Source organism: Capnocytophaga granulosa ATCC 51502, assembly GCF_000411115.1.
GTDB lineage: Bacteria > Bacteroidota > Bacteroidia > Flavobacteriales > Flavobacteriaceae > Capnocytophaga > Capnocytophaga granulosa.
In genome coordinates, this window is the sequence record NZ_KE150258.1 from 1 (window position 1) to 17,277 (window position 17,277).

The 17,277-nt window shown below is 44.5% G+C and carries 12 protein-coding genes; 5 read left to right on the forward strand and 7 right to left on the reverse strand.

All coding sequences use genetic code 11. The annotated features are described in order from the left end of the window. Together HMPREF9331_RS11000 and nhaD are read right to left on the reverse strand one after the other, a co-directional pair. On the reverse strand, positions 1 to 4,161 hold a 4,161-nt coding region (locus tag HMPREF9331_RS11000), incomplete at its 3' end, for a hypothetical protein (protein WP_016420981.1). A gap of 306 nt (positions 4,162 to 4,467) precedes the next feature. Continuing rightward, a complete protein-coding gene (nhaD, locus tag HMPREF9331_RS11005) occupies positions 4,468 to 5,793 on the reverse strand; it encodes a sodium:proton antiporter NhaD (protein ID WP_016420982.1) in 1,326 nt (441 codons plus the stop codon). Between the two features lie 268 nt (positions 5,794 to 6,061). Here nhaD and HMPREF9331_RS11010 point away from each other — a divergent pair, with 268 nt between their 5' ends. Beyond that, the gene (locus HMPREF9331_RS11010) at positions 6,062 to 6,598 is read left to right on the forward strand and encodes a PAS domain-containing protein (protein WP_016420983.1); all 537 of its coding nucleotides are present in this window, start codon (positions 6,062 to 6,064) and stop codon (positions 6,596 to 6,598) included. 205 nt (positions 6,599 to 6,803) lie between these two features. Here HMPREF9331_RS11010 and HMPREF9331_RS11015 read toward each other — a convergent pair whose 3' ends face one another. The 4 genes from HMPREF9331_RS11015 to HMPREF9331_RS11030 are packed head-to-tail and all read right to left on the reverse strand — an operon-like array spanning position 6,804 to position 9,461. Continuing rightward, positions 6,804 to 7,940, reverse strand: a complete 1,137-nt coding sequence (locus HMPREF9331_RS11015; protein ID WP_016420984.1) for a DUF2062 domain-containing protein — start codon at positions 7,938 to 7,940, stop codon at positions 6,804 to 6,806. 12 nt (positions 7,941 to 7,952) lie between these two features. Further along, the gene (locus HMPREF9331_RS11020) at positions 7,953 to 8,264 is read right to left on the reverse strand and encodes a type II toxin-antitoxin system RelE/ParE family toxin (protein WP_016420985.1); all 312 of its coding nucleotides are present in this window, start codon (positions 8,262 to 8,264) and stop codon (positions 7,953 to 7,955) included. Then, a complete protein-coding gene (locus HMPREF9331_RS11025) occupies positions 8,264 to 8,515 on the reverse strand; it encodes a hypothetical protein (protein WP_016420986.1) in 252 nt (83 codons plus the stop codon). The genes HMPREF9331_RS11020 and HMPREF9331_RS11025 overlap by 1 nt, the downstream gene beginning before the upstream one ends. A gap of 49 nt (positions 8,516 to 8,564) precedes the next feature. Then, positions 8,565 to 9,461: a YitT family protein gene (locus HMPREF9331_RS11030; RefSeq protein ID WP_009642510.1), complete on the reverse strand. Its 897-nt coding sequence runs from the start codon at positions 9,459 to 9,461 to the stop codon at positions 8,565 to 8,567. Between the two features lie 243 nt (positions 9,462 to 9,704). Here HMPREF9331_RS11030 and HMPREF9331_RS11035 point away from each other — a divergent pair, with 243 nt between their 5' ends. From HMPREF9331_RS11035 to sppA, 4 genes are all read left to right on the forward strand, one after another. Continuing rightward, positions 9,705 to 10,862 (forward strand): 5-(carboxyamino)imidazole ribonucleotide synthase, encoded by a 1,158-nt coding sequence (locus tag HMPREF9331_RS11035; protein WP_016420987.1) that lies wholly within the window; start codon positions 9,705 to 9,707, stop codon positions 10,860 to 10,862. A 206-nt stretch (positions 10,863 to 11,068) separates the two neighbouring features. Further along, a complete protein-coding gene (gene terL, locus HMPREF9331_RS11040) occupies positions 11,069 to 12,928 on the forward strand; it encodes a phage terminase large subunit (protein WP_016420988.1) in 1,860 nt (619 codons plus the stop codon). A gap of 326 nt (positions 12,929 to 13,254) precedes the next feature. Beyond that, complete coding sequence (locus HMPREF9331_RS11045) at positions 13,255 to 14,580, forward strand: anaerobic C4-dicarboxylate transporter family protein (RefSeq protein WP_016420989.1); 1,326 nt, start codon at positions 13,255 to 13,257, stop codon at positions 14,578 to 14,580. 22 nt (positions 14,581 to 14,602) lie between these two features. After that, positions 14,603 to 16,393 carry a signal peptide peptidase SppA gene (gene sppA / locus HMPREF9331_RS11050; protein WP_016420990.1) on the forward strand — a complete coding sequence of 597 codons (1,791 nt, stop codon included), beginning with the start codon at positions 14,603 to 14,605 and terminating at the stop codon, positions 16,391 to 16,393. An 18-nt stretch (positions 16,394 to 16,411) separates the two neighbouring features. Here the strand turns inward: sppA and HMPREF9331_RS11055 are convergent, their stop codons facing one another. Next, positions 16,412 to 17,218, reverse strand: coding sequence for a glycogen/starch synthase (locus HMPREF9331_RS11055; RefSeq protein ID WP_016420991.1), 807 nt, complete (start codon positions 17,216 to 17,218; stop codon positions 16,412 to 16,414). Positions 17,219 to 17,277: the final 59 nt, after the last annotated feature.

Consider the following 17,277-nt stretch of genomic DNA (forward strand, 5'->3'; position numbering starts at 1 on the left):
TATCTTATCTACCTTGTAATAGCCTGCGGCACTTACTTGCTGCGTAGCCGTAGTGCTGCTCATTTGTGAGTAGCTAGCCCCTGTAGCTCCTCCATCATACCACTTATAGGAAGTATAACCTGTGCCTCTGGCTGTAAGATTCAAGCTGCCTGCACAGAAGAGTTCCACGCGTGTACAATCTCCATCATTCTTTATCTGCGCATAGGCTCCCGCTCCTTCCTTGGTCATCTCTCCCGCTGCACTACAGTTCTTTAAGGTGAAGACAAAGGCTGGCTTGCCTGTAAGTATCGCTGCACAGGCATTCTCATATGCCGTACAGTCCGCATTGTTCTTTATCTTAATAGGTATGTATACCGATACCTTGGTGCCTTGTGAAAATAACGTACCATCTATGCCTTCAAATTGTAAGACTCTTGGACTTTCATAAGAAACCGTTACTCCTGAACCTAACTCGCTCTTGATGATACCGCTATCTGTAGCCGCTGGCAACTCATAGTTGCCATTAGTATTGTCTGGCAAGGTTACCTTCAAGACGCCTCCGCCCAAGGCTTGTGTCGTCTTGTTCTCTATCGTGGCCTTATAATATATGGTATGTCCCTTGGCTATGGTGGTAATCTGGGTATCACTACCAACCGCATCTACAAACTTGCCCGTTACCGCCACATCTATATTCGAAGCCGTTACCGTTACCTTAAAACGCTTCTTGCCTTCTGTTCCTCCGTCAGCCTTGCCCTTTACCGTATACTCTACATAGCTCTCCCCTACTGGGAAACCATCCCATGTAAGCGCTGGGGTGTTGCCATCTGCATCTGGGGTAGGTGCATACAACTCCGTGCCATCCGCCTTAACTACTCTCCACGTTAGCCTGTAGCCACAGCCCTCCGTATCCGTAATCGCAGGCGCTGTCCATGTCACTGTGCCTGTACACTTGTTCAACGGTAAGGTAGTGGTAAGATCTACCAGCGTGCCTATTGCTGCGTCGGTGAAGTTTTTACCCAATAGTGGTAAGTGCTTTTTGTCTGTATTTTTCTCTACAGGGGTACCACAGCCTAGGCCTGTTTTCATTTTATAAGTAACCCAATACTCAGCCTCTTCCTTAGGGGCTATAGTTAGGGACGGATGCTTGAGGTCAGCAGCTGCTATACCATCTAAAGCACTAGCGGGATCGGCCTTCCACTGTATATCATAAAGGGATTCTGAGATGTCTACACTAAGGATAGTAGGAACACCGTAGCAGACACTTGCCGCCTGTGTACGTACCTGTGGTGCTATCAAGCTACCAAAATCAGGGATAGGTACCCAGCGATCAAAACAACCAGACTCGAACTTCACCTCATAGGTATCGCCACCAGTGAGCTTAGGTATATTGTTAAAAGTCGCATTAGCGTCCGCCATATTACTAGGCTTGACTGTCACCACCTTCTTCACCTCATTACCTCCTTGAGTAACTACGGTCTTGGTGCCCCCTGATACCTTATATAGGGTATAAGTGATCGGATACTTAGGTTCCGCCCCTGCAGGCATCTCCACCCGTATCATACCCGTATTAGGATTAGAAGGGTCACACATAGCTACCGCAGAAAGTGGCACTACATCCGTTACCTCCTTCACGGTGAAGGTCTTATATATATAAGTATGAGACATCAAACCAACCCCTTGTTCATTAGGTCTAAATCCATAAGTATAGCCTTTGTCCTCTGGCTTATAGACTGCGGTATAATGGTGAGATCCTCCTGCCTGAATACCTAGTATATAGTCCCCCGCAGGCAAGTTGTCTATCTCTGCCTTTTTCTCATATTTGGAAGGATCCGATGAAAGTCTGGTAACTGTATATCTTGATTGTCTTATATAGGTGCTTGTATTAGCCCGCTTGTAGATGGGGGCTGTACCTCCTGGGTCTCTAAAGACATATAGCCAACCCAGCACATTATTCTCTACCTCATCTACTGCCCTATAGATAAGCTTTCCTCTTCCTGCTTGTCCGTTTTTACTACATTCTACCTCTACCTTTAGGGGATCTATCTGTATATAAGGGGAAGGGGTTTCCGCCACGGTAAGAGGGAGGTTACGGGTAGCACAATTATTCTTAATATTTACGATATATTCCCCTGGGGGCACGTCCATAATCAGTATATAGCCAGTACGTATATCGTTTTCCTTATAGATACCCTTTATTGGGAATTTTATCTGATAAGTACCTGCCAAGTCTTCAGGACCAGTGGCGGTATAGGTCTTAACACCTTGGAAGCCATCCTTGCGATGGATAGTAACCTCCAAGGGATTGGCATCGGTTACTACATCTCTCACACCGTATAGCTGTACCCTTTTTCCTCTATGTTCCCACTGTAGGACAGCTCCATAGCCATTATAGAGGGCATGTACCCCTACATTGTCAATCAAGTCAGGCTTAGTTAGGGTCAGCTCTGGGGAGACATAGTGTTTGCAATCGGTAGGCGCCGTAGCGTTGAGAACCGTGGAGGCATCAGCATATTCTACCTGATATTTGTTGGTTATGGTAGAGACAGGCACATACATCCTATGGCGATTGACATCGTATTCGTCATAGAACTTATACATCACATCCGTTACTGTGGTAGCTACCTGCCAAACATTGGAAGTTTTTACACGGGCTTTCATTCCCGTGAAATTACAAAAATCGGTATAGGAAGGCGTTCCTCCATGTTGGAAAGTAGTGGTAAGCTCTACCTCTCTATCGCAATTGCCTCCTCCTGTTTTCTTGCGTACTCCTATCGAGGTGAAAGGCTTGTCTGGCGTAGTTTTAACAGTATGGGTGAGCACTATAGGGGTGGCCAAGGCGCAATCCTCATAGGTAACAGTAATCACATCCCCTCCTTTTACCTTATAGGCGGACTTATGCACCATCGCATCATAAAGCGTACTAAGCCTAAACTCATTGTTGCCATATATATACCCGTTATTGGTACCTGTCTGTGGTAAAGCATCCGTATTGGTGAATTGTTCTGGAAAGCCTGGGAGCATTACCCCACCACGCTTTACCTCAACCTTAAGGTTATAGGTATAGAACTTATCACGGGTTACCTGATTGGGATTACTATTCCTATTAGGGAACTTGGGTGCTACGGCAAACTCATATTCGCCACAGTCGGCACAGGTATGTGCCAAGTGAAGTCGTACGGCCTCTGCTGAGAATCGGAGCGGGTTGGTCTGGGTACGTTCGGCCACACAATTCCCACCTACGTCCTTTACCTTAATAACATAGTCCTTCCCTACCTCCAAGCGCTTGCCTGCATCGGGTTCTATTTCTTTTTGAGTAGTTCCTGTAGCCCCTCCCTTAGGGAAAGAGGCATCGGCATTGCTTGCGGATACGACCACTTGGTTGTTATCTTTTCGGCGTACCTCTACCTGAAAGGGGCCTACGGCATTGGGGTTGTTGATCTCTACTGTAATCATTCCACGAGACCCCCTTAGTACCCCTTTCTGCTTACAGCTCTCCAAGGCAATACTTCTAAGGAAAGAGGCCGAAGCAGGCTTGGTGGTGAAACTTCTGACATTGCGGTTTTCTGTTTTTGCACAAGTTCCCCCTCCTACCTGGTCGGTTACCTCTATCTCGTACTTGGTATTGGCCTTAAGGCCTGTGGTAATCTGTACGGTAGTTTCATTGCCTGACTTAGTGGTAGGGGCAGAGGTGGCCGCAGGTGTAGCTTGGCCTACTTCATAGAGCTTAATCACAAAGGGGCCAGCCCCATTTTTTATCTTAAAGGTCATTTTCCCATCGGAGGTACACTCCCCTACGGCACGTTCAGCATCAGCCTGTTCGTAGGGTTCTACCACGATAAAGTTCCTATAGGTGGAAGTAATCGTTTGGGTGCCCTGTGTGGGGTGGGTCTTAGAACCATCTTTTCTAATGACCTTTACCTTATATGTGCCTGTAGGGAAGGCAAATTGTGTCTTCCCTGTTGCGTCAAAATCCTTTTGAGATTGTTTGACCCCTGCACTATTATAGAGTTCCACATGCCAAAGCGACACAGGAATACCTGCGGTAACCGCAGCTGACCAGTCTACCTTTATATTTCCTCCACATACCGTATTCTCCCCCGTAAGGGTATAGGCAGGAAGACTCTGTGCCAACGCAAAGAGCGGTAGCAAGAAAAAACCTATATATAGTAGCGATCTTTTCATAATAATATATTTATTGGAAAATCTTTATAATTGTTATTTGTCTATTACTAATGAGAATCAACAGTTATAGCCAATCATTTTTAGAATGCAAATAAATAGAATAATCGGCCAATTCTTAATTTGCTCTTTTTCAAGGGCAAATTGCCTCACATACTCCGCTTTCGCGGACTTTACCCCTACACCTGCTCACGCTAATTTTTCGCAAACCATTTCTGTTTGACTATAAGACAATCCCTAATGAGCATAGTTTTCTGTAGAAAGACTATTGATTTGCGTCATTAGTCACTGGTCACTAGTCACTGGTCACTATCTAAGCCAAGTCTCTACGGCTATCAAAGATCCACAACCTGCTAAGAAGCCTATGAGCGCTAGCCATGAGATGTGCTTTACATACCAGAAAAAGTCTATCTTTTCCATACCCATAGCCGCTACACCCGCAGCTGAACCTATGATGAGCAAGCTACCCCCTGTTCCTGCTGAGAAAGCGATAAAGTGCCACAGAGAAGCATCCAAAGGCTCTTGGAACATACCTATGGCAGCTGCCACTAGCGGTACGTTGTCTATCACCGCTGAGGCGAAACCAAGGATCATCACCACTATATTCTCATTGGGAACCACTTGGCTAAGAGTACCTGCAAAGTTGAAAAGAACACCTGTTACCTCCAAAGCTGCTACAGCCAAGAGAATACCTAGGAAAAACAATATACTGGAGTGTTCTATACGTCCTAAAGCACTATGTACTGAGAACGAAGGCTTGTCCCCTTCTGCCAATTCTGTATTAGGCTTGAGCAGCTCTGAAAAGAACCACACAGTGGCCAAGGAGAACAACATACCCAAATAAGGAGGCAAGTGGAACAAAGACTTAAATATAGGCACAAAGATAATACCTAATACCCCAATGATCAAGATAGGAGTACTGCTCTTGTAAGCCATGGTCTTATCCATCTGTGGCATGTCCAACTTCCCTTTGAAAATAGGCATAAAGGACGCAATAGCAAAAGGCACCAAGAAACAAAATACGGCAGGCAGTACCACATAGTCAATCAGTCTCATAGCAGTTACCTTATTGGCCATCCACAGCATAGTGGTAGTTACATCCCCTATAGGAGACCAAGCCCCCCCTGCATTGGCCGCAATGATCAAAAGTGACGCATACCATATACGTTCCTCGCGGAAAGGTACCAGCTTGCGCAAAATGGTAATCATTATTATTATAGTGGTAAGGTTATCTATCAAAGATGATAGGAAAAACGCTACAATCCCCATTACCCAAAGTAATTTTTTCTTTCTACGGGTCTTGATCATCTTTTTGATAATCTCAAACCCTCGGTGCATGTCGATGATCTCAACAATGGTCATCGCTCCTATGAGGAAGAAAAGAATTTCGGCTACCTTTCCTAAGTGATACAATAGGAGGCTATCAATGGCCTGAGGGTTCCCTCCCTCGTAATGTTCTGCCAAGGGAACTAGCCCCTTGTCAATTTCAAAAATAGGCAAGTTAGCCATTTTGAGGATTGTCCAGCACACAACAGCCATACCGAGTGCTGAAATCGTTTTGTCAATTTTCACCTGGTGTTCTACTGTAATAAACAGATAACCAATGAAAAACACCGCTACAATAAGATATTCCATAGCAATTTCCTTTATACTTTTTTGAGGGTGCAAGTTATAAAAAATTTATCAGAAAAACGAATTTTTCCACATAGTTTTTTCCTCTTTTTGTTGATAACTTTTTTGGGTGCTTCTTCACCCCTCTGCAAACAAGAGGAAAGACATGAAAATCAAGCAGTCAGCATACAGCTCAACCTTTGTTCATAAAAATAATATGGTTTTCTTTTCCTTATTTTTGAAAAAAAATGTATCTTTGCAGGGATTTTACCAAAACAATTAATTTCCTCATATGATTCCAAATTTCAAATACCCCACTCCTATTGACAAGGAAGTCGATTGGGATAAGTCCAAAACGATTATGAGTCGTACGGATGCGGCAGGTGTGATTGATTACGTCAATCAAGTATTCTGTGATGTATGCGGCTATAGTGAAGAAGAACTTATGGGTTCTCCACACAATATTATCCGCCATCCAGACATGCCTCGTGTCATTTTCAAGGTACTTTGGGACAATATACAACAAGGTATAAACTTCCATGCGGTGGCCAAGAACTTAGCCAAATCAGGCGAATACTACTGGGTGGTAACGGATTTTGACATCATCAAGGATGCCCAAGGCAAAATCGCAAGTTACTTGGCGCGTCGTACTTCTGTTCCTAAACAAAGTATAGATAAATACATCGCTCCCCTCTATGCCAAGATGCTACAAGTGGAAGCCGTAGGTGGTATGGAAGCCAGTGGTGCTTATCTGGCCAACTTCCTCAAAGAAAACGGCTACTACGACTATATTGACTTTATAGAAAACGCAATCCTTGAATTTAAGTGAAAAGTGAAAAATGAATAATTAATAGTGAATAATTAATAGTGAATAATTAATAATTAATAGTGAATAGTCATTGGTCACTACTCATTAACGCGAATCAATAGTAGAAGAACAATCATTAAGACGCAATAAATTGCTTATTAGGCAGTTAGCGAATAGTGTTTTAACTATTGATTCACGTTATTAGTCACTTGTCATTTGTCACTTGTCACTTGTCACTGTTTTTCTTCTTTTTCAAAAACAAATAGGTAGCGCCGCCTAAAAGACTAGCCATAAATGCGGCCAAGAGAAAGCTGCCTATAAGGTACTGCATAAGGTGTGCCTTGACAAACTCTTGGGTAATCTCACCCTTGGGAAGCAAGTCCCCGCCAACAAAAAATCCCCCTACCTTGAGCGAACTCCATACAATCACTGGGATTATAGGCGGAATACTGATGTTGGAAGCCAAAAAGGCCAAGGACTTATTCAGCCCCAATAGTACCGAAAAGGTAATAGTCAGTGCCGTTTGCAAGCCCCATAAGGGGGAAATACCAAAAAAAACACCCAAAGCTATAGAAAAGGCTTTCTTGCTATCGGAGAGTTTCGTCTCTAAAAGATCTTCCTTAAGAAACGCTCTAAAACTTTTTTTTTGAAACTTCCTCAGAAAATCACGAGGTTTGATATAAAAAAGGGCTATAAGCACCAAAACTGTGTTGAGCAAACTGATACGCACAAAATCCCACACAGGCCGAAAGTGAGAGACCCGCTCTTGTGGATCATAGAGCACTCGTATAGGCACGGACTTTATAGGCACTCCACGCCAACTGCTTCTAACAAGTACTTCTATCTCAAACTCAAACTTGCCTGTAAAATAGCGCTTCGGTATCCCCTCAAGCGGGTATAAGCGGTAACCTGACTGGGTATCAGGGAGCCTCACACCTGTCTCCAAGTGAAACCAAAAGTTGGAAAACTTATGCCCAAAACTACTCTTTCTAGGGACACCCTCCACAGTCATATCGCGGTTACCCACCAAGAGCGTGAGGGTAGGTTCTTGAGCTATAGCAGTAAGGAAATGAGCTATATCCTCTGGGAAGTGTTGCCCATCGGAATCTATCGTCAGCACATACTGGTAGCCCTTGGCTCTTGCCACACGAAAGCCCTCTTGCAAGGCCTTGCCCTTGCCTTTGTTCTGAGTGAAAGTAATGACTTCTATTTGAGGATAACGAGCAAGGATCTCGGCTGTACTATCAGTGGAGCCATCATTAACAACAATTACCTCAGGGGTATAGGAAAGAACCCCATCCAATACTCTGGAAAGGGTCTTTTCGTTGTTATAAGTAGGAATAAGTACAGCGTAGTTAGTCAATGATTAATGCTATTAAAACTTTAACTTTTTAGGATTACTTCTATTATCTACAAATGTTATTATTTGGACTTCTTTTTCGGCTTCTATGATTCTATAGTACATTGAGAAATTTCGCAATATAACAATTCTACGAATATTCTTCTCTTCCAAATAAATCGTCCCTATTTTAGGAAAATACCTCAATGTATCTAAGATTGTTTCTACTTGCCGATTCAAACTTATAGCATATTTGGGTGAATTATTGTTTTCTGCCCAAAAAAGAAGTATATCGTTATATTGTATCTTTGCCTCCGCTGTCCATAGAACAAGATATTCTGTTTCCATTAGTCCATGTATTTTTCCAATATCTTCCTTGCACTCTCCATAACCTCTTCATGGGAGACAAAATTTCCTGCTTCTGCATCCTTTAAGCCTCTCTCTATTGCCTGAAGTGTATATTCATCATATGTCTCATAAGCATTGGCTTTCTCTACCAATTCGTTATAGTCCTCTATAGGAAGTAATGCATAGGTCTTATTTCCTTGCTTATCTGTAAGGAAATGCGTGTCTGTTAGTGGTAAAGTGGCTGTATTCATAATATAGTTGTTTTGTTAGTGATTAGCTGTTAGTTACTCTGACTACTATCTAGCTAAATTTTTCAAATCCTTTGCCATATACTGCCTCTACATTGGTACGAGTTACAAAGGCTTCTGGATCTATGCTATTGACTAAGCGGAAAATAGTGGTACCCTCTCCACGGCGTGCAAAGACGATAATGACCTTCTGGGGGTTCTTAGTGTACCAGCCCACACCATCCACTACGGTACAACCGCGCTTGAGTTCGGTGTTGATATGGGTAGCAATCTCTTCATATTTCTTGGAGAGTATGGTAACCTGTATGGCTCGCTTGGCGCCATTCATCACCACATCCACTGTCTGATACATAATAGGCAAAAGGATAATCCCTAAGACCATTTTCTCTATAGTGTAGCCCTTAAGTACGAATATAGAGGACGTTACAACAAGTAAATCCACCACCAAGAGAATACGAGAGATGCGTATCTTGAAATATTTGGTTACTAAAAAGCCAATAATATCTACCCCACCGGTACTTCCATTGACTGAATAGACCATTCCTAAACCTGTTCCCATCAAAATACCTCCCAAGACTATGGAGATAAAAGTATCATGTATCAGCGGATTCGCCGTAAAGTATGGGGTCAGGTAGGTCTCCCCTATCTTCACCCCTAAGGTAAGCAAGCCTGCTCCTATGACTGTATTGATCACAAAAGTCTTGCCTAAAAAACGGAAGGCAAGTACTAAGAGCGTCAAATTTACCACTAATATAGTAGTAGAAGCATCTATGCCTGTAGCATATTTGATCAAAAGAGCTGCTCCTGCCAAGCCTCCTGTTACTACTTTATTAGGCATGATAAAACCTGTAAGCCCAATGGAATAGATAACAATGGCAAATGCCATGTAGAGATAATCTTTGATATAGAAAGATTTCAAATACTCAATGGTATTGTTCTTTTTGTCCATATATTATTGCTTTTTTTGCGGTACAAAAGTACGATTTTTTTTATGGTAAAAAAAGGTTTTCCTATAAATTTTAATCTATCGGAAATTTAGGAAATAATTCGTATTTTTGCGCTATCTAATTAGCTAATGCACCCATGTATCAATGCGCCATTTTGTCAATGTGCTCATTGACCAATTGACTCATCTGCTAATCAGTTAATCAACTCATTAACAATTAATAATTAACCATTAACAATTAAAAAAGTGTCCTATTTTTCTACTAATTTTACTTTAGGGATACTCGGAGGGGGGCAACTAGGAAAGATGCTCCTTAGTGAAACCCTCAAATACGATATCCGCACCATCGTGCTCGATCCTAGCGCAGAAGCCCCTGCTCGCTTCGGCTGTCATGCTTTCTTTCAGGGCGACCTGATGGATTATGACACGGTATACCAGTTCGGCAAGCAGGCCGATTTGCTTACCTTTGAAATAGAAAATGTCAATGTAGATGCCCTTGAACGCCTAGAACAAGAGGGGGTCAAGGTGTATCCTACCCCTGCAAGCCTTAGAATCATTCAGGACAAGGGCGCCCAAAAGGCTTTCTACAAGGCACATAAGATTCCTACGGCTCCCTTTGAGGCTTTCGACTCCCCTACTCTCTTGGCCGCTGCGGTTGCTGAAGGCCGATGGACATACCCCTTTGTGTGGAAGAGCACCCGCTTTGGCTATGATGGCAACGGAGTGAAGATTGTACGCAATCTTCAAGACCTCCATGCACTCCCCGAAGGGCCTTGTATAGCTGAGCAGTGTGCCGAAATAAACAAGGAACTTGCGGTGATTGTTGCCCGCAGTCCCAAAGGGGAAGTGGTCACCTACCCCGTGGTAGAAATGGAGTTTCACCCTGAGGCCAACCAAGTGGAGTATGTGCTTTGCCCTGCTCGTATTGCTGAGACTATCAGCAGCCAAGCCAGAAAAATCGCTCTACAAGTTGCCGAAGCCTTTGGCAGTATTGGCCTATTAGCTGTAGAACTCTTCCTTACTAAAGGGGGAGAGATATGGGTCAATGAGGTAGCTCCACGCCCACATAACTCTGGCCACTACTCCATTGAGGCAAGCTATACCTCTCAGTTTGAGCAGCACCTAAGAGCTATTTTAGATTTGCCTTTGGGCAGCACCGAAAGCAAAGTCGCTGGCGTCATGGTCAATCTCGTCGGAGCCGAAGGCTATGCAGGCAATGTGATCTATGAGCATATAGAGGACGTACTCTCCCTCCCTGGCGTTACCCCTCATATCTACGGCAAACGACAAACGCGTCCTTTCCGCAAAATGGGACATATCACCATCACCCACCGCGATATAGAACAAGCCCGCTTACTGGCTCAGAGGGTAAAAGAAACTATTAAGGTCATCAGCCGTCAGTAGGCATTGGTCAGTGGTTAGTGGTTAGTGGTTAGTGGTTAGTCTATTGCGACTAACCACTAACCACTGTTAAATACTTAACACCATTTTTTTATTGTATAAATTCTTACTTCTCAACAGCCTTTTCCTTGACTTCCCTGTCCTAAATGTTGTAATTTTGCAGCGTTTTAGTGGTTGTTAATCATTAATCATTATTGGCATTAATCATTATGGATGAGGCTTTAGAAATTCTTTGGACATATGCTCGTCGTGAGCCTTTGGATAGCAATGGAGAGACGGTTGTCCCTACCGTTAATAACAGTATTGCCGCTATCCGTATCATTATGCGTTTAGAAGGATGGGCAATGGGAAGTGAAAAGCGAAAAGTAAAGCCAAGCGAAAACTTGGAGCTTGGGTATGTGGGTGAAAAGCGGGCAACGCCTGCTTATGCAACGTCTGATAAGCCAGCACACGGTTGTATAGGCAAAGTCAGCAAAAATGAAGTAGGTAAGCCTTTCACCCAACCCAATATAGACGATGATGACAACGAGGGCGAATTGCCATTTACCCCTACACCTGCTCAACACCAATATCCCCAACCCAATACAGCTCACAACAATTACCCCTCCCAAGCCTGCGCCTGCTTAGTAGCTCCCTCGCCTTCGGAGAGAGGGTTGGGGGAGAGGAACCTCCTTTCCTTCACCCGCCATACACTCCCTTCTTTTGCTCCCGCGCCTTTCCATATCGCTTATTACGAGGTGCTAACCCGCTTTGCTATGGGAGAAATCAAAAAGCTCATGATCACCATGCCACCTCAACATGGCAAGAGCGAGGGTGCGACCCGCCGCTTACCTGCTTTCGTTTTAGGACAAGACCCTGACAAGCGCATTGCTATTGTCTCTTACAATGCTATCAAAGCGCGTAAATTTAATAGGGAATTGCAACGTATCATGGACGATGACCGCTACTATGAGCTGTTTCCACAAACGCTCCTCGCGGGTCAGGCAAGCTACCAAGAACAAGGCCGACGTAGTCGCAACTACGCCCGCAACTCCGATGAGTGCGAAATTGTAGGCTACCAAGGCAGCTTTAAAACGATAGGTGTAGGAGGTTCCCTAACTGGTGAACCTGTGGATATGTTGATTATGGACGACTTGTACAAAGATGCTTCCTCAGCTTGGTCGCCAGTCATCAGACAGAACGTGGCCGACTGGTACGATACAGTAGCCTCTACACGTTTGCACAACGATAGCCAACAGCTGTTGGTCTTTACTCGTTGGCACATGGAAGATTTAGCAGGACGCTTGCTCGAACAAGAGGGTATATATGACCCCATAGAAAACCCGCAAGGTTGGCTACTCGTTAGTTTCCCTGCCATACAGAACAGGCCACCGAGCGAGCAAGACCCTAGAGCAGAAGGAGAACCCCTATGGCCTGAAAGACATAGTTTGGAAAAACTCTTAGAGATAAAAGGTCGCTCCCCAACTGTCTTTGAAAGTTTGTACCAACAGAATCCACAGCCTTCCCAAGGATTGATGTACGAAGAGTTCAGCTGTTATACCGACTTGCCTTCTCGTTCCTACTCCGTAGCATATATAGATGCGGCCGATAGTGGGGCGGATTATCTATGCGCTTTGTTCTACAAAGAGGCGGAGGACGGCAACTATATTACAGATGTACTCTACACCAAAGACCCTATGGAGGTTACCGAAACAACCCTAACTTATATGTTGCAGCAACACCAAGTGGAGCGCTGCCATATCGAAAGCAACAACGGCGGAAATTTGTTTGTCAGCAACCTGCAACAACGTTCGTGGGATATGGGCAACCGACTGACGCGCTTTAATCCGTTTCACCAGAATCAGAACAAAACAGCAAGGATTTTTGCCGCATCAGCCTCTGTACAGAAGCTCATCAAGATGCCTCTGGATTGGAAAAAGCGCTTCCCGAAGTTTGCCCGTGACCTGACGGGTTACCTCCGTGTGGGTACCAACGCCCATGACGATGCCCCTGACGCGCTCACTGGCTCCATAGAGTGTCGCCAGCCCCCCAAGAGGGTCAGCGTCGCGGAGATGTTTGGACTTCGGTAGTGACTAATGACCAATGACTAACGACTAACGACAAGTGACTAGTGACTAATCCTATAGCACTAGCCACTCGTTCCCTCTTCGGAGGTTAGGGGGATTAGTCACTCGTCAAATGCTCTTTGCTTTCTAAGACGCAATAAATTGCGTCTTAACGAATTGGACAAAACAATCATTTTCTACCACTATTGCCATTAATCATTGCTGGCATTAATCATTATTGGCATTGACCATTAATCATTGCTGGCATTAATAATTAATCATTAATCATTGGTCATTAATCATTAAATTCGTATCTTTGTCGCTCATAAGAACCACCTTAATTTATTGCTATGATTTACATGGAACTATTGGTTGTCCTTGCCGCTATATTCATTGGTGCAAGAGTCGGAGGTATCGGCTTGGGTATCTTTGGTATGATGGGATTGGGCGTCTTGGTCTTTGGTTTTGGCCTTAAGCCTGGTAACCCGCCTATCGATGTGATGCTGATAATCGTGGCTGTGATCACCGCCGCGGCTACCTTGCAAGCAGCAGGGGGGCTGGATTACTTGGTCAAAGTGGCCGAGAAAATCCTGCGTAGAAACCCTGCTATGATTACCTTCTTGGCGCCTGTGGTATGCTATTTCTTTACTTTGTTCTCTGGAACAGGACATATTGCTTACTCACTGCTTCCGATTATCTCGGAGATTGCCACCGATAGCAAGGTGCGCCCTGAGCGTCCCCTCTCTATCTCGGTGATCGCCTCCCAACAGGCCATTACTGCCAGCCCTATCTCGGCCGCTACTGCTGCCTTGCTCTCAGCTGAACTTTTGGGAGATAGGGGCATCACCTTGGGCAATATACTTATGGTGTGTATTCCTGCCACTCTTATCGGGGTGATTGCAGGGGCTATTGCGGTGAATTTCGTGGGGGTTCCTTTGGAAAAAGACCCTGAGTACCTGCGTCGTATACAGGAGGGTATCCTCAGCCAAGACAAGAGTGAAAAAGCAGTCCCTAGTCCAGAGGAGCAGAAACGTGCTAAGACCTCTGTGATTATCTTCCTCTTAGGGGTATTCTCTATTGTTCTTTTCGGTTCTGTAGAGGCTCTACGACCTACATTCACCATTGACGGAAAAGCGGTACAACTGGGTATGACACAGACCATTGAGATTGTGATGATGTCCACCGCTGGCCTTATGCTGATCCTCTCCAAAGCGGATATCAACAAGGCTGTCAAGGGCTCCGTTTTTATTGCAGGTATGCAAGCGGTAATTGCCATTTTCGGGATTGCTTGGATGGGTGACACCTATTTCAATGGCAATATTGAGTTTTTCAAAGACCATATAGCCGAGATTGTCAACCAGTATCCTTTCCTTTTCGCCGTGGCGCTCTTTGTCATGTCTATTTTCCTTTTCAGCCAAGCGGCTACCGTACGTACGCTCTACCCCTTGGGATTAGGATTGGGGATCTCTCCCCTTGCCATGGTAGCTATGTTCCCCGCTGTCAATGGGTATTTCTTTATTCCGAACTATCCAACCGTAGTGGCAGCGATCAACTTTGACCGTACAGGTACCACTCACATTGGCAAGTATGTGCTCAACCACTCCTTCCAGCTCCCTGGCTTTGTGGCGACCATAGTGGCGATCGCTGTAGGATATACAATCATTGCCTTTATGTAACTGATTATCAAAACTATAATAAATGAAATTTTTTAAAACCGTTTTAGCTGTCATAGTAGGCTGCTTTACCAGCTTATTCCTCCTCTTACTGATTTTCATCGGTATGGCTTCTTTCTTTGCGCCCAAGGAGGACGCTCTTGAGATTAAGGACAACGCCATACTTTCCTTAGACTTTCAGCAGGAGGTATATGAGTATAGCAACCCTATACACATCAAGGATTTCGACTATGACATCAGCCAGGATAATACCCTGACAGCGATTCTAAGGGCTATTGAATATGCCAAAACAGATAAGCAGATCAAGGGAATTGTTCTAGGAGGTACCCAAGGTATCAAGGGACGTGCCCACTTGCAGGATATTCGTGAGGCCGTAGAGGATTTCAAGACCTCCGGCAAGTTCGTCTATGCCTTTAGCGAAGGGGCAACCCAGTCGGATTATCTCTTGCAGAGTGTGGCCGATTCGCTCTTTGTGGGTACCCTCTCCGAACTCAATGTACAGGGACTTAGTGCTGAAGTACTCTATTACAAGGACTTACAAGAGAAAACAGGAATCCACATGGAAGTCTTCCGCCATGGTAAGTACAAAAGTGCCGTAGAGCCTTTCTTGGAAAACAGCATGAGTGAGGCCAACCGCGAACAGATAAAGGCTTACCTTAGCTCCTTGTGGGAAAACTATGCCCATGATGTGGCGCAAAGCCGTGGTTTCTCTGTGGCTGACCTCAACCAAATTGCCGATAGCCTTTGGGGGCGTACCCCTGAGCTGGCACTCTCTCATCACTTAGTGGATAAGATTGCTTTCCAAGATGAGTTTGAAAAAAGCCTATGCAAGGCCACTGGAGTCAAAAAAGTAAAGGATTTTGAATTAGTTCCTATAGAAAAATATACAAAGAAAGTAGCCGTTGAGTATAAAAAGAACTTACTCAAAGAGCGAAAGAAAGCGCATATCGCAGTGATCTTCTGCAACGGAGAAATCGTATATGGCCCCTCCGAGGAGGCTACAGTAGGCAACGAGACTATTATCCAGGCCTTACGCCAAGCACGCGATAAGGAGTCTGTGAAGGCCATTGTGCTACGTGTGAATTCCCCTGGGGGAAGTGGCCTAGCTTCTGAGCTGATACATAGGGAGATAGAGCTTACCCAAAAGGTAAAACCTGTCTATACTTCTATGGGCAACTTGGCCGCTTCAGGCGGTTACTATATCGCTTGCAACTCCAAGCGTATCTTTGCCGACAAGCAGACCATTACAGGTTCTATCGGGGTATTTGGTATATTGCCCAATTTCAAAGATTTGGCCGACAAATGGGGGATCAACAGCGAACAAGTACAGACACACCCCAATGCGCTTACCTATAGTTTGTTTGAGAAAACACCTGAGAAAACCCGCCAGGTATTCACCGAGGGAATTGAGCTATTTTATAAGAAATTTGTTCAACGGGTAGCTGACGGACGCCACATGAGCTGGGAGCAAGTGGATTCCATAGCTCAAGGACGTGTATGGACAGGCGCCGACGCGCTAAAACTAGGCCTTGTAGATGAAATAGGCAACCTTAAGCAGACCATTGCCTATGCTGCCAAAGAAAACAACCTCACCGAGGGTAATTATGGCCTTTTGGCTTATCCTGTTGTAGAAATTGATTTCTCTAATTTCATGAAGAAGCGTTTCCGTGCCTCTACCCAAGCTGAACTTAGAGAGATGATAAGGCAAGAAATAGGTACCAATGTGTATCAGGGAATGCAACAGCTTAAGAATGCTGTTCCCTCCTCTGGCACCTTCTTACAAGCGAGAATGCCCTATGATGTGTATATCAAATAAATAGATAGTCTATAGAGATTACTTGTGCATGAGTTCCTTATAGAACTGAGGATACACCTTACAAGTAGCCTCTATAGTCTCTCCCTGAAGAAAAGGCTTACCTGTGCCTTGTATATAGTCTATAGCCTCTTGGGGAAGAGTGCCTTTGACGGTAGTAATAGCATCGGAATAGCGGCTGGCAATCTTGATAAGGTTTAGGCTATGAGGCTCTTTTAGTTCCTCTGCTTCCTTTTCTGTGATTTCATCGAAGCCTACTTTAGAAAGTAGCGCCGCATCCAGCTGCCCCTCAAAGGAAGAGCGCAAAAAGCAAGTAATAGTCTTGGTATTATAGAAGATGGGTTCGTCCTTGTAGTAAGTTCTTAGGTAGAGCGGAAGCAGTGCCCCAAGCCAACCCTGTATATGGATCAGATCAGGAGACCAATTGAGTTTCTTAACTGTCTCTATGATCCCCTTAGCAAAGAAGATACAACGCTCATCGTTGTCAGCATAGAGTTTCCCTTGGTCGTCAAAGGCATCTTCTTGCTTGAAATATTCGTCATTATCAATAAAGTACACCTGCATACGCTCCTTTTGGATAGAGGCTACTTTGACAATCAGTGGCATATCCACATCATTGATAACCAAGTTCATTCCTGAAAGACGAATCACCTCATGCAACTGATGACGGCGTTCGTTGATGTCTCCATAACGGGGCGTAAAGATACGCAATTGTCCTCCTGTGGTATTCAGGGCGCGTGCCAAATCAAAAGCGCGTTGGGCTATTTCTGTCTCTGCCTGATAAGGCAACACCTCAGAAGAAACATAAAGTATCTTTTTATTTTTCATAAGTGTATTTTTTTTAGACGAAAAACATTCAGGCACAAAGTTACAAAAAAAATTACAAA

Coding starts and splice junctions, on each gene's coding strand:
- HMPREF9331_RS11025 (WP_016420986.1), bottom strand. CDS start 8,515: ATGAATACAGCCACTTTACCACTAACAGACACGCATTTCCTTACAGAT.
- terL (WP_016420988.1), top strand. CDS start 11,069: ATGGATGAGGCTTTAGAAATTCTTTGGACATATGCTCGTCGTGAGCCT.
- HMPREF9331_RS11010 (WP_016420983.1), top strand. CDS start 6,062: ATGATTCCAAATTTCAAATACCCCACTCCTATTGACAAGGAAGTCGAT.
- nhaD (WP_016420982.1), bottom strand. CDS start 5,793: ATGGAATATCTTATTGTAGCGGTGTTTTTCATTGGTTATCTGTTTATT.
- sppA (WP_016420990.1), top strand. CDS start 14,603: ATGAAATTTTTTAAAACCGTTTTAGCTGTCATAGTAGGCTGCTTTACC.
- HMPREF9331_RS11030 (WP_009642510.1), bottom strand. CDS start 9,461: ATGGACAAAAAGAACAATACCATTGAGTATTTGAAATCTTTCTATATC.
- HMPREF9331_RS11020 (WP_016420985.1), bottom strand. CDS start 8,264: ATGGAAACAGAATATCTTGTTCTATGGACAGCGGAGGCAAAGATACAA.
- HMPREF9331_RS11045 (WP_016420989.1), top strand. CDS start 13,255: ATGATTTACATGGAACTATTGGTTGTCCTTGCCGCTATATTCATTGGT.
- HMPREF9331_RS11055 (WP_016420991.1), bottom strand. CDS start 17,218: ATGAAAAATAAAAAGATACTTTATGTTTCTTCTGAGGTGTTGCCTTAT.